Source organism: Streptomyces sp. NPDC097107 (assembly GCF_044762405.1).
Taxonomy (GTDB): domain Bacteria; phylum Actinomycetota; class Actinomycetes; order Streptomycetales; family Streptomycetaceae; genus Streptomyces; species Streptomyces thinghirensis.
The window spans coordinates 131,984-144,277 of the sequence record NZ_JBIWEF010000005.1 but is presented as its reverse complement, the minus strand read 5'-3'; the positions used below and the strand labels follow the sequence as shown (position 1 = coordinate 144,277).

Below are 12,294 nucleotides of genomic sequence, written 5' to 3'. Positions count from 1 at the left end.
CTACTCCCGTCCGAGGGGTCTCAGTTCGTATTTCGGGTTGAAGAGCACCCGGCGGCCCCGGCTCATCGAGATCCGGCCCGATGCGATGAGCTTGCGCCCCGGCTCTATGCCCACGATGGAGCGTCTGCCCAGCCACACCACGTCCAGGGCGGCGGAACCGTCGAACAGCTCGGCCTCCAGGGCCGGGACGCCCGCACGCGGTCGCAGGGTGACCGTGCGCAAGGTACCAGTAACCGACACGATCTGCCGGTCCTGACAGTCGCAGATACGGGTACAGCCGGCGGTGTCGGCGTCCTCGCGCAGTTCCTCGGACTCCAGGTCCTCCTGAGACGAGGAGAGCCGGTCGAACATGCGCCGGAACCGGCCCACCGGCTTGTCGGAACGCGGAGCAGCACTCATATCTGAAGCGTACCGGGGCGCACCGACAGCCAGACACCCTCTCCGGACCGGTATCGCGAGGCTCACTTTCGGCTCGCCTCGAGCACCTCGCTCACCTGCCGCTCACCTGCCGCTCACTTCTCGAAGCGGTACCCCATGCCGGGTTCCGTGATGAAGTGCCGCGGGTGCGCCGGGTCCGCCTCCAGCTTGCGGCGCAGCTGCGCCATGTAGACCCGGAGGTAGTTCGTCTCCGTCCCGTACGACGGCCCCCACACCTCCTGCAACAGCTGCTTCTGGCTGACCAGGCGCCCGGTGCTGCGCACCAGCACCTCCAGCAGATGCCACTCGGTGGGGGTGAGCCGTACGTCCTTCCCGCCCCGGTTCACCTTCTTCGCGGCCAGGTCGACGGTGAACTCCGCGGTGTCCACGACCACGTCGTCCTCACCGCCCGGTACCGGCTCGGCCCTGCGGACGGCGGCGCGCAGCCGGGCCAGCAGTTCGTCCATGCCGAAGGGCTTGGTGACGTAGTCGTCGGCGCCCGCGTCCAGCGCCTCGACCTTCTCGTCGGAGGAGTGCCGGGCGGACAGCACCAGGATCGGCACCCGGGTCCAGCCGCGCAGCCCTCTGATCACCTCGACGCCGTCCATGTCGGGCAGGCCCAGATCCAGCACCACGACGTCGGGGTGGCGGGCCGCGGCGAGCTGGAGGGCGGTGGCACCGTCGTGGGCGGCGTCGACCTCGTAGTGCCGGGCCTTGAGGTTGATCACGAGGGCACGCACAATCTGCGGTTCGTCGTCGATCACGAGCACCCGGGTCATCGGCCGGCCTGCCTTTCTGCTGTCGCGGAGCGCGCTGCCGCGGGTCCGGGGGAGCCCGCCGCGCGGAGGGTGAGCACCATGGTGAGACCGCCGCCGGGGGTGTCCTCGGCGTTCAGGGTGCCGCCCATCGCCTCGGCGAAGCCCCGGGCCACGGCCAGGCCGAGCCCCACACCGGCGCCGCGCGGGGCGTCGCCGTAGCGCTGGAAGGGCTCGAAGATCCGGTCCTTGGCCTCGTCCGGCACCCCCGGCCCCCGGTCGACGACCCGCACCTCGACGCGGTCCGCGAGGGCGCTTGCGGCGACCAGGACGGTGCGGCCGGCGGGGCTGTACTTGACGGCGTTCTCCACCAGGTTGGCCATCGACCGCTCCAGGAGCCCGGCGTCCACGGCGACCATGGGCAGCGTCTCGGGGATGTCCAGTTCGGCGCTCCCCTCGGGCACCCCGCCCAGCGCCATCGGCACCACCTCGTCGACGTCGATCTCACGGATCAGCGGCGTGACCGTACCGGTCTGGAGACGGGACATGTCGAGCAGGTTGCCGACGAGGTGGTCGAGGCGGTCGGCGCCCTCCTCGATGCCCTCCAGGAGTTCCGCCTCGTCCTCCTCCGACCACGCCACGTCGTCGGACCGCAGGCTGGTGACCGCCGCCTTGATCCCGGCGAGCGGGGTACGGAGGTCGTGGCTGACGGCGGCGAGCAGCGCCGTGCGGATGCGGTTGCCCTCGGCGAGCGTGCGGGCCCGGTCGGCCTCCTCGCGCAGGCGCCGCCGGTCCAGGACGACGGCGGCCTGGGCGGCGAAGGCGGCCAGCACCCGGCGGTCCTCGGCCGGCAGGACACGGCCGGACAGCGCGAGCGCCATGTGGTCCCCGACCGGCATGTCCACGTCCGCGTCCTCGGGGCGTTCGACCGGCGGTCCCGCCCCGGCCCGGCCGGCGCAGGTCCAGGGCGCCACGTCGCCCTCCCGCTCCAGCAGGGCGGCCGACTCCATTCCGAAGGTCTCGCGGACCCGCTCCAGGAGGGCCTCCAGGCTGGTCTCGCCGCGCAGGACGTTGCCCGCGAGGAAGGAGAGGATTTCGGACTCGGCGCGCAGCCGGGCGGCCTGGTGGGTGCGGCGGGCCGCGACGTCGACGACCGAGGCCACGGAGACCGCGACGCCCACGAATATGGCGAGCGCGAGTATGTTCCTCGGATCGGCGATGGTGATCCGGTGGACCGGGGGCGTGAAGAACCAGTTCAGCAGGAGGGATCCGACCGCCGCCGAGGCGAGGGCCGGGTACAGCCCGCCCAGCAGGGCGGCGGCCACCGTCAGCGCCAGGTAGAGCAGGACGTCGTTGGCGAGCCCGAGGTGAACGGCGTTCAGCAGCAGCGTCAGCAGCACCGGCCCGCCGAGGCCCGCGAACCAGCCCCAGACGCTCCGGGAGCGGCCGAGCCGCGCTCCCCTGGCCACCGGCAGTCCGCGGCCCTTGGCGACCTCCCCGTGGGTCACGATGTGGACGTCCAGGTCGGGGCCGGACTCGCGGGCGACCGTGGCGCCTACGCCGGGGCCGAAGACGTACTGCCAGGCCTTGCGGCGCGAGGAGCCGAGGATGATCTGGGTGGCGTTGACGCCGCGCGCGAAGTCGAGCAGGGCCGCCGGTATGTCCTCGCCGAGCACGTGGTGGAAGGTTCCGCCGAGGTCCTCCACCAGGGTGCGCTGCACCGCCAGTTCCTTCGGGGAGGCCGAGGTCAGCCCGTCGCTGCGGGCTATGTACACGGCCAGCACCTCGCCGCCGGCGCCCTTCTCCGCGAGGCGCGCGGCCCGCCGTATCAGCGTCCTGCCCTCGGGGCCGCCGGTCAGGCCGACCACGATGCGCTCGCGCGAACCCCAGATCTTCGACACGCGGTGTTCGCTGCGGTACTGCTGCAGGTACTCGTCGACCCGGTCCGCCACCCACAGCAGAGCGAGCTCGCGCAGGGCGGTGAGGTTGCCGGGACGGAAGTAGTTGGACAGGGCCGCGTCGACCTTGTCCGGCTGGTAGATGTTGCCGTGGGCCATGCGCCGCCGCAGTGCCTGCGGTGACATGTCGACCAGTTCGATCTGGTCCGCGCGCCGCACCACCTCGTCCGGCACGGTCTCCTGCTGTCTCACCCCGGTGATCGACTCGACGACGTCGCCGAGTGACTCCAGGTGCTGGATGTTGATGGTCGAGACCACGTCGATCCCGGCGGCCAGCAGCTCCTCGACGTCCTGCCACCGCTTGGCGTTGCGGGCACCGGGGACGTTGGTGTGGGCCAGCTCGTCCACCAGGGCCACCCTGGGGGCCCGGGCCAGCACCGCGTCCAGGTCCAGCTCGGTGAAGAGCGCGCCGCGGTGCTCCAGCTCCCGGCGCGGCACCTGCTCCAGGCCGTGCAGCAGTACCCCGGTGCGCGACCTGCCGTGGTGCTCCACGAAGGCCACGACGCAGTCGGTGCCCCGCTCCGTGCGACGGTGCGCCTCGGCCAGCATCGCGTACGTCTTGCCGACGCCCGGCGCCGCGCCGAGGTAGATCCGAAGCTTGCCGCGTCCCATGGCCTCATTGTCTTCCGGTCGACGCTGACTGCGCAGCGTCGACCTTACGGCGAGCAATCCCGACAAATCGTGGCGGGGTACGGGATGAGGGTGCTCTTTGACGGAACTCTGACGTCCGCGGCCGTCACGGCCATCTCCCCGTCCCGCAGCTCCAGCACCCGACCGGCGAGGTCCGGCAGCGTGGCGTCGTGGGTGGCGGCCAGGGCGGTGGCCCGCTCACTGCGTACGACCGCCCGCAGCGACTCCGTCACGGCGTGGCCGGTCTCCGCGTCCGACTGACCGGTGGGTTCGTCGGCCACGAGCGGGGCGGGGCTGTTGGCGCGGGCGCGGGCGCGGGTGATCCTCCCCCAGCGCCCGAACGGCCTGGGGGCACCCCCAGCCGCCGGACGGCCCGCCGGGCTGCTGGGCGGCGTGGTCGGCGAGGCCGACCGGGGAGAGCAACAGCTCTACGCGCTCCCGGTCCCTGTGCCGTTCAACGGTCCGGTCCGGATCGTCGGACGTGGGTGGCTCCCGGCCCGTCCGACGGACTCCTCCGAGCCCCTTACGACCTCCGACGTGCCAGGGATGACGGAAGGGCCGCGCCCCCGGCGGGGAGCGGCCCCTCACGCGCGCGTGCGGACGCTCGCGCGCGTACGGAAACCGTACGGAGACTTCGCCTAACGGACCTCGGTGATCTCCGGTCCGCGCTGGAGCTGGCCCATACCGCCGGCGAAGCGGGAGCCCTCCTCCTGCTGCACGCCCTCGGGGACCATCTGCGCGTCGTTCGGCAGCTTGAGGACGATCGGGTCACGGGGGGCCATCGGGCCGTCGCCGCGGACCACGACCGTGTCCCGGAAGATCTGCTCCAGCAGACCGGCGGCCTGCGGCTGCACCGCGCCCTGGCCCGAGATCACTCCGCGCAGGAACCAGCGGGGGCCGTCCACACCGACGAACCGTACGACCTGGAAGCCGCCCGTGCCGTCCGGCAGCTGCACCGGGACCTGGGCACGCAGCTCCCAGCCCAGCGGGCCCTCGACCTCGTCGATGATGCCGCCCTTCTGGGTGATGCCGGAGCCGATCTCCTCGCGCACCTCGCCCCAGATGCCCTCGCGCTTGGGCGCTGCGAAACCCTGCAGCTGGATGGCGCTGTCGCGCAGCACGACGGTCGCGGCGACGATCGCGTCGCCCGCGACCTCCACGCGCAGCTCCATGCCCTCGACTCCGGGTACGAACAGGCCGCCCAGGTCCACCCGTCCCTCGGCCGGGTCGCGGACCTCGGTGCTGTCCCAGGGCCCGTCGGGCCGCGGTTCGGGCTCGAGCCGCACGCGCTCGGGCTCTTCGTCCGCCTCGGTGTCGACGCTGTCGACGACCTGCTCGGTCTCGCCGGCCGCGTCCTCGGCGGCATCCCTCTTCTTGCGACGTCCGAACACGTCACTGTCCTTCCCGGTCGGATACGACCGAAGCGTATCGATTCCCACCCGTCGGGCCGCCCTCGGCGACCTGACCGCTTGTGCCGCTTGCACGGTCCGTCCCGGCGTGGCCGCCGGTGGACCCGAAGCCCCCTCCGGCCCGCACCGAGTCGGGAAGCTCCGCGACCTGGCGGAAGCGGACCCTCTCGACCTGCTGGACGACCAGTTGGGCAATCCGGTCGAAGCGCTCGAACCGCACGGTCTCGCGCGGGTCGAGATTCACCACGATCACCTTGATCTCCCCACGGTACCCGGCATCAATCGTCCCTGGGGCATTCACGAGGGCGACACCGCAGCGGGCGGCCAGCCCGGAACGCGGGTGCACGAACGCCGCGTACCCCTCCGGAAGCGCAACAGACACGCCCGTGGGCAGTACGGCGCGCTCGCCGGGCTTCAGTTCGCAGTCGACGGTGGTGCGCAGATCGGCGCCCGCGTCGCCGGGCTGCGCGTACGTCGGGAGCGGTACGCCGGGGTCGACGCGGCGGATCAGGACGTCGAGTTCCGGCCTCGGCTCCCGGTGCCCGGGGTCGGGGAGGGTCACGGATTCACCTCGAAGGCGCGCGTGCGGCGGACCTGGTCCGGGTCGTCCATGGCGGCGCGGATCTCCTCCTCGCGGCCGTGGTCGACGAAGTGATCGATCTTGACTTCGATGAACAGCGCGTCGGCGCGGACGGCCACGGGCCCGTCGGGGCCGCCGATCCGTCCGGTGGCGGTGGAGTAGATCTTCCGGCCGGCCACGGCGGTCACCTCGGCCTCCAGGTGCAGCGTCGTGCCGACGGGCACGGGCCGCAGGAAGTCCGTCTCCAGCCGTCCGGTCACCGCGATCGTGCGCAGCAGCCAGTTCAGCGAACCGAGGGTCTCGTCCAGGGCGGTGGCCAGCACGCCGCCGTGCGCCAGGCCGGGGGCGCCCTGGTGGGCGGGCTGCACGGTGAACTCTGCGGTGATCGACACGCCTTCACCCGCCCGTGCCTGGAGGTGCAGTCCCTGGGGCTGGTCGCCACCGCAGCCGAAACACTGGCCGTAGTGCGCGCCGAGCAGTTCGCCGGGGGCGGGCGCGTCGGGGTGCCGTACGGGTTTCACGGCGTCGGCGGGGGGCTGAAGACCTGGGGAAGTACCACTCACAGGCGCAGACCTTACCCGCGCGTCGGCCGAACACCGCTACCGTGCCAAGCTTGGTTCATGCAGCTCTCCACCGCCCCTTACGAAGAACGCCTCACCGCGCCGCGCTCCTGGTGGCTGGTCTCCTTCCTGGTGGGGCTTTCGTTCGCCCTGATTTTGCTGCCCTTCGGCACGCTGCCGATGCTGGGCGGCCTGGCCGGCGGGACGGCGGTGGCGGCGGTGGCGGCCAGTTCGTACGGCGCGGTCCGCATCCGGGTCGTGGGCGGCTCGCTGATCGCGGGCGAGGCGAAGGTGCCGGTCTCGGCCCTGGGCGAGGCGGAGATCCTCGATCCGGAAGAGGCCCGCGCCTGGCGCACCCACAAGGCCGACACCCGCGCCTTCCTGCTGCTGCGCGCCTACATCCCGAGGGCCGTGCGCGTGATGGTCACGGATCCGGAGGACCCGACTCCGTACCTGTACCTGTCGACCCGCGAGCCGGAGCGGCTGGTGGAGGCCCTGACGGCGGCGAAGGCTGCGGCCTAGCACCCAGCGGGATCAGTGCCCGCCGTCCCCTCCGGGGCGGCGGCCGAGCCCTTTCGGGCCGAGTCCCTTCGTGAGGGCGCCCATGTCCAGCGCGTCCCGCGGCCCCTCCAGCGCCGGGAGTTCGCCGAGGGCGCTCCACGGCACCTGCTTCTTGCGCAGGTCCGCCCGGATCCTGTCGGCCAGCTTTCTGGTGTCGCGGCGGTTCATGACGGCGCCCACGGCCGCGCCCACCATGAACGGCATCAGGTTGGGCAGGTTGCGCACCATCCGCTTCATGATCTGCTGACGGAGCTGGCGCTTCATGTGGCTGTTCATGGCCGAACCGAGCGTCGACGGCTTGGACACGTCGACGCCGCGCTCGTCCGACCAGGAGTTCAGATACGCGGTGCTGCGCTGGGCGAGGCTGCCGGGCGGTCGTACGCCGTAGACCTCATGGAGTTCGGCGATCATCTTGAGTTCGATCGCCGCGACGCCGGTGATCTCGGCGGCCAGTTCCGTGGGCATCGCGGGCGGTACGGGCATCATCGCGGCCGCGCCGATGCCCGCTCCGACGGTCGCGGTGCCCTTGGCGGCGCCCGCCACCAGCCGGTCGGCGAGCTCCTCGGGTCCGAGACCGGGGAACTGCCTGCGGAGCGTCGCCAGGTCCCGTACGGGCACGCGCGGCGCCAGGTCGATGATCCGGTCGGCGAGGTGCCCCAGGGCGGCCCTGGCGCGCTGACCGCCGTTGCGGACCCCCTGTCCGGCCTTGTGCCGGAACGCCGCCGCCCGTCGCCGGGCAGCGGGTGCGGTCGCCGGGAGGTCACCCCGGTCGGTCACTGAGTCGAGCGAGGCCGTCCCCATATCGGTCGGGCCCCGCTCGTCGTCACGCACGCCATAGGGACCGTCGGACGGTCCTTGGTCCGCTTCCCGCCTGGGGAAGCGGCGCTTCCAGGGAGGGGTCGAGCCAGTCACGGCCGACCCCGCCTCAGTCGCAGTCGCGGCAGATCGGCTGGCCGTTCTTCTCCCGGGCCAGCTGGCTGCGGTGGTGCACCAGGAAGCAGCTCATGCAGGTGAACTCGTCCTGCTGCTTCGGAAGTACACGGACGGCCAGTTCCTCGTTCGAGAGGTCGGCGCCGGGAAGTTCGAGGCCTTCCGCGGCCTCGAACTCGTCGACGTCGACGGCCGAGGCGGACTTGTCGTTCCGCCTCGCCTTCAGCTCTTCGAGGCTGTCCGAGTCGACATCGTCGTCGGTCTTGCGTGGAGTGTCGTAATCGGTTGCCATGGTCGCTCTCCCCCTCTGGGTGTCTGCGGGTGTCTCCAGCGCACGTAACGCGTGAGAGGCCGGACTTGTGCCCGACCCGAGGCGGAGATTTTGCCTCACATCAAGGTCTGTTACTCAATCGACACCCAACCGGACCCCTCTTGAGTGATCGGCTTGGATGGCGATGGGGACCGTACACGGTCCGAATGCCGCACTTCAAAGGCGTCTCACCGTGTACTTCCCGTGATCAGGACCCCTGAAAACCAGGATTTTCCCGGCTTTCCGACAGGGTGCATGATCACGGAGAGTAAATGGCGGGAAAGCCTCCGCTGTGATCGATCACACAGGCGACTCCAGGGCCGGTGGCCTGGAAATTCCGCTCAAAGCGAACATCCTCGGGTCTCGGTGAGATGTCGGGGTCATGGTCTCAGACGGGCAGCGTCACCCGCATCACGAGCCCTCCGCCCTCGCGCGGCTGTGCGTAGATGTGCCCGCCGTGCGCCCGGGCCACCGACCGTGCGATGGACAGGCCGAGGCCGACCCCCTTGTCGCTGCCCGTGCGCTCGGTGCGCAGCCGCCGGAACGGCTCGAAGAGGTTGTCGATCTCGTACGCCGGCACGACCGGGCCCGTGTTCGTGACCACCAGGACCGCCTGGCCGCTCTCGACCGCGGTGGTGACGTCCACCCAGCCCTGCTCCGCCACGTTGTAGCGCACGGCGTTCTGTACGAGGTTCAGGGCGATCCGCTCCAGCAGGACGCCGTTGCCCTGGACCACGGCGGGCTGGTGTGTGCCGCGGATCTCCACGCCCTTGGTCTCGGCCTCGGCACGCACCTGGTCGATGGCCTGGCCGGCCACCTCGGAGAGGTCCACCGGCTTGCGCTCGACGATCTGGTTGTCGCTGCGGGCGAGCAGCAGCAGGCCCTCCACGAGTTGCTCGCTGCGTTCGTTGGTGGCCAGCAGTGTCTTGCCGAGCTGTTGCAGTTCCACCGGGGCGTTCGGATCGGAGAGGTGCACTTCCAGGAGGGTGCGGTTGATCGCCAGTGGTGTGCGCAACTCGTGGGAGGCGTTGCCGACGAAGCGCTGCTGGGCGGTGAAGGCCCGTTGCAGCCGCTCCAGCATGTCGTCGAAGGTGTCCGCCAGTTCCTTCAGCTCGTCGTCCGGGCCGTCCAGCTCGATCCGCCGGGAGAGGTCGGAGCCCGCCACCGCGCGCGCGGTGCGGGTGATCCGGCCCAGCGGCGACAGGACGCGTCCGGCCATGGCGTACCCGAAGGCGAAGGCGATCACGGCGAGGCCGAGCAGGGCCAGCAGCGAGCGGCTGAGCAGCCGGTCCAGGGCGACCTGGCGCTGGTGGTCGATGCAGTCGCTGATCGCGGCGTTGAACTGCGACAGCGACAGGTTGCCGTTGGTGACCCCCGGGCAGTCGCTGCTCGCGACCTCGAGGTCCTGGAAGTTGACGATCTTGTAGAGCGGCTGGTTGCCGGTGCGTACCGCCTGGGCGGCCAGCAGGTAGATGATCGACAGCAGCAGGATGCCGGCGATCAGGAACATGCCGCCGTACAGCAGCGTGAGCCTTATCCGGATGGTGGGCCGCAGCCACGGCAGCGGGGTGGCCGAGCGCGGGTCCCAGGTGGGCTTCGGAGGCGCGCCGGGGGGCGCGGGTGTCGTCGCCACGTCCGATCAGATCCGGTAGCCGGAGCCGGGGACGGTGACGATGACGGGCGGCTCGCCCAGTTTGCGGCGCAGGGTCATCACGGTCACGCGCACGACGTTGGTGAACGGGTCGGTGTTCTCGTCCCAGGCCTTCTCCAGCAGTTGCTCCGCGGAGACGACCGCGCCCTCGCTGCGCATGAGCACCTCCAGCACGGCGAACTCCTTGGGCGCGAGCTGCACCTCCTTGCCGTCCCGGAAGACCTCGCGGCGGTTCGGGTCGAGCTTGATGCCGGCCCGCTCCAGGACGGGCGGCAGGGGCACGCTGGTACGCCGGCCCAGGGCGCGCACGCGCGCGATGAGCTCGCTGAACGCGAAGGGCTTGGGCAGGTAGTCGTCGGCGCCGATCTCCAGGCCCTCGACCCGGTCGCTGACATCGCCGGAGGCCGTGAGCATCAGCACGCGCGTGGGCATGCCCAGCTCGACGATCTTGCGGCACACGTCGTCGCCGTGCACGAGCGGGAGATCCCGGTCGAGGACGACCACGTCGTAGTCGTTGACGCCGATGCGCTCCAGGGCGGCCGCACCGTCGTACACGACGTCGACGGCCATGGCCTCCCGGCGCAGTCCGGTGGCCACCGCATCGGCGAGCAGTTGCTCGTCCTCGACGACGAGTACGCGCACGTCGCTTGTCCTTCCTGTGTCCACCCGCGTAGCGCTTCTCGAACGCACGAGGGCAGGGAGCTGGTGGGTGTGTTGCCTCCATCCTGCCCTTTTCGGCCATAAGTCGGCTGTAAGACGGGGGAGGGTCCGGGAGGAAGGCCGGTGAGGAACCGGGAATGCGAGATTTTCTCGCGGGGTTGAGGTTTCCGCGGAAGGGAGCGGGGGGAGGACGGCTTTACACCCCGCGATCACGCTCTGCCTGTACCGCGTTACCGCGCGGTACGCCGCGGTCCGCTTCCGCAGAGCGGGCGTGGGTGTCCGGCACCGTCGCCGCCCGGCAGGGCTGCGCTGGGCACTCCACCGGAGACGTGATCGTCCCTTCCGAACGGCACACCCCCGTGCCACCGACCCACGACCCAGGACGAGGGGGCGCAGCATGGACGCTTTCACCGCAGGACTTCTGCAGCGCATACAGACGACCGAGTCCGACCTGTCCCGCGCCCGCGACGAGGGGGACGAGTTCCTCGTCGAGGTGGAGCTGGGAGAGCTCGACGACCTGCGCCGTCTCGCTGCCGAGCACGGTGTGGAGGTCGGCGCGACCGGCGTCTGACCGACCCGTGATCGACAAGGCCCCGGCGGGTCCAGCGCCGGGGCCTTGTCGTGCGGGTTGCCGTCCGGCGGTGGGCAGGCGGGGGCGCGGGTCCGCCCCGCGGACGAATATCGGGCGGGGCCGGTGTCCGGCAGGTTGCCGTCCGGCGGTGGGCAGGCGGAGGCGCGGGTCCGCCCCGGCGGACGGATATCGGGCGGGGCCGGTGTCCGGAAGGTTGCCGTTTTGGGGTGAGCAGGCGGGGCGTGGGCGCCGGGGGCGGTCGACACCGGGACGGCGTACCGAGCCGGGTGACGGCGTACCGAGCCGGGTGACGGCGTCGGGCCGATGGTCGCGGTCGGCCGCCGTGCCGGTGCGGTCGCGGGTGAACACCGCGCGGGGCCGTCCGCAACGGGGCCCGGGGCGCCCCGCAGGACGGCAGAGGCACGGAGCGGGCACACGCCGTCCGAAACCGGCCGACGTCCGCCCCGAACCGCCGGAGGCCTACGCGCCGAAGTCCACCAGGAGCCGCTGGAGGGGCTCGAAGACGTCCGGGGTGGCCGCGATCGTCAGGGCTCCGGACGGGCGCTCACCGGGGCGTCCACCGGTCACCGCGCCCGCCTCCCGGGCGATCAGGTCGCCCGCCGCGAGGTCCCAGGGGTGCAGACCGCGCTCGTAGTAGCCGTCGAGGCGTCCCGCGGCCACGTCGCACAGGTCGATGGCGGCCGAGCCGCCACGCCGGATGTCGCGCACCAGCGGAATGAGCCGCCGCGCGATCTCGGCCTGTTCGGCGCGGACATCGGCGACGTAGTTGAAGCCGGTGGAGACCAGGGCCTGGTCGAGCGGCGCCGCGGAGCGGCAGGCGAGCCTGCGTTCGCCGTCCCAGGCGCCCGTCGCCCAGGCTCCGCCGCCCAGTACCGCGTGGTACGCCTCGCCCCGCATCGGGGCCACGACCACCCCGGCCACCCTCTCGCCGTCCTGCTCGGCGGCGACGGAGACCGCCCAGGTGGGCAGTCCGTACAGGTAGTTGACGGTGCCGTCGAGCGGGTCGATGACCCAGCGGATGCCGCTCGTGCCCTCGGTGGCGGAGCCCTCCTCGCCCAGGAACCCGTCGTCGGGGCGGCGGTCGGCGATCAGGCCGGTGATCAGCTTCTCCGCCGCGATGTCCATCTCGGTGACCACGTCGATCGGGCTGGACTTGGTGGCGGCGACCGCGAGGTCGGCCGGGCGGCCGTCGCGCAGCAGCTCGCCCGCGCGGTGGGCGGACTCCTGGGCGATCTTCAGCAGCTCGGCGTGGAGGGGCTCGGGCGTCACGTCGGTCACGGT

The 12,294-nt window shown here is 71.7% G+C and carries 13 protein-coding genes and 1 pseudogene; 2 read left to right on the top strand and 12 right to left on the bottom strand.

Going from position 1 to position 12,294, the window contains the following annotated elements; all coding sequences use genetic code 11:
* The 7 genes and pseudogenes from ACIQ1J_RS13380 to ACIQ1J_RS13350 all read right to left on the bottom strand — a co-directional run bounded on the left by ACIQ1J_RS13380 (position 1) and on the right by ACIQ1J_RS13350 (position 6,312).
* The gene (locus tag ACIQ1J_RS13380) at positions 1 to 399 is read right to left on the bottom strand and encodes an OB-fold nucleic acid binding domain-containing protein (protein ID WP_073731801.1); all 399 of its coding nucleotides are present in this window, start codon (positions 397 to 399) and stop codon (positions 1 to 3) included.
* 113 nt (positions 400 to 512) lie between these two features.
* Entirely contained in the window at positions 513 to 1,196 is a 684-nt protein-coding gene (locus tag ACIQ1J_RS13375; RefSeq protein WP_403556850.1) for a response regulator, read from the bottom strand.
* Positions 1,193 to 3,742 (bottom strand): ATP-binding protein, encoded by a 2,550-nt coding sequence (locus ACIQ1J_RS13370; protein WP_403556848.1) that lies wholly within the window; start codon positions 3,740 to 3,742, stop codon positions 1,193 to 1,195. The genes ACIQ1J_RS13375 and ACIQ1J_RS13370 overlap by 4 nt, the downstream gene beginning before the upstream one ends.
* A gap of 44 nt (positions 3,743 to 3,786) precedes the next feature.
* Positions 3,787 to 4,225 (bottom strand): annotated as a pseudogene (locus ACIQ1J_RS13365) (hypothetical protein); the annotation flags it as partial.
* Positions 4,226 to 4,398: 173 nt separating this feature from the next.
* Positions 4,399 to 5,151 carry a DUF3710 domain-containing protein gene (locus ACIQ1J_RS13360; RefSeq protein ID WP_121749673.1) on the bottom strand — a complete coding sequence of 251 codons (753 nt, stop codon included), beginning with the start codon at positions 5,149 to 5,151 and terminating at the stop codon, positions 4,399 to 4,401.
* A 1-nt stretch (position 5,152) separates the two neighbouring features.
* Positions 5,153 to 5,731, bottom strand: coding sequence for a dUTP diphosphatase (gene dut / locus ACIQ1J_RS13355; RefSeq protein ID WP_210964028.1), 579 nt, complete (start codon positions 5,729 to 5,731; stop codon positions 5,153 to 5,155).
* On the bottom strand, positions 5,728 to 6,312 hold the full coding sequence (locus tag ACIQ1J_RS13350) for a PaaI family thioesterase (protein ID WP_403556845.1): 585 nt from the start codon (positions 6,310 to 6,312) through the stop codon (positions 5,728 to 5,730). The genes dut and ACIQ1J_RS13350 overlap by 4 nt, the downstream gene beginning before the upstream one ends.
* Positions 6,313 to 6,369: 57 nt before the next feature.
* On the opposite strand from ACIQ1J_RS13350, the gene ACIQ1J_RS13345 reads away from it, so the two are divergent.
* Entirely contained in the window at positions 6,370 to 6,831 is a 462-nt protein-coding gene (locus tag ACIQ1J_RS13345) for a DUF3093 domain-containing protein (protein ID WP_403556843.1), read from the top strand.
* 12 nt (positions 6,832 to 6,843) lie between these two features.
* Here ACIQ1J_RS13345 and ACIQ1J_RS13340 read toward each other — a convergent pair whose 3' ends face one another.
* The 4 genes from ACIQ1J_RS13340 to ACIQ1J_RS13325 form a co-directional block, all read right to left on the bottom strand.
* Complete coding sequence (locus ACIQ1J_RS13340) at positions 6,844 to 7,782, bottom strand: hypothetical protein (RefSeq protein ID WP_403556841.1); 939 nt, start codon at positions 7,780 to 7,782, stop codon at positions 6,844 to 6,846.
* Positions 7,783 to 7,795: 13 nt separating this feature from the next.
* Complete coding sequence (locus ACIQ1J_RS13335) at positions 7,796 to 8,092, bottom strand: DUF4193 domain-containing protein (RefSeq protein ID WP_003993510.1); 297 nt, start codon at positions 8,090 to 8,092, stop codon at positions 7,796 to 7,798.
* 406 nt (positions 8,093 to 8,498) lie between these two features.
* Positions 8,499 to 9,743 carry a sensor histidine kinase gene (locus ACIQ1J_RS13330; RefSeq protein ID WP_403556839.1) on the bottom strand — a complete coding sequence of 415 codons (1,245 nt, stop codon included), beginning with the start codon at positions 9,741 to 9,743 and terminating at the stop codon, positions 8,499 to 8,501.
* A gap of 6 nt (positions 9,744 to 9,749) precedes the next feature.
* Positions 9,750 to 10,403: a response regulator transcription factor gene (locus tag ACIQ1J_RS13325; RefSeq protein WP_003993508.1), complete on the bottom strand. Its 654-nt coding sequence runs from the start codon at positions 10,401 to 10,403 to the stop codon at positions 9,750 to 9,752.
* Positions 10,404 to 10,818: 415 nt separating this feature from the next.
* On the opposite strand from ACIQ1J_RS13325, the gene ACIQ1J_RS13320 reads away from it, so the two are divergent.
* A complete protein-coding gene (locus tag ACIQ1J_RS13320) occupies positions 10,819 to 10,992 on the top strand; it encodes a hypothetical protein (RefSeq protein WP_189231859.1) in 174 nt (57 codons plus the stop codon).
* 480 nt (positions 10,993 to 11,472) lie between these two features.
* Here ACIQ1J_RS13320 and ACIQ1J_RS13315 read toward each other — a convergent pair whose 3' ends face one another.
* Complete coding sequence (locus tag ACIQ1J_RS13315) at positions 11,473 to 12,291, bottom strand: inositol monophosphatase family protein (protein ID WP_403556836.1); 819 nt, start codon at positions 12,289 to 12,291, stop codon at positions 11,473 to 11,475.
* Positions 12,292 to 12,294: the final 3 nt, after the last annotated feature.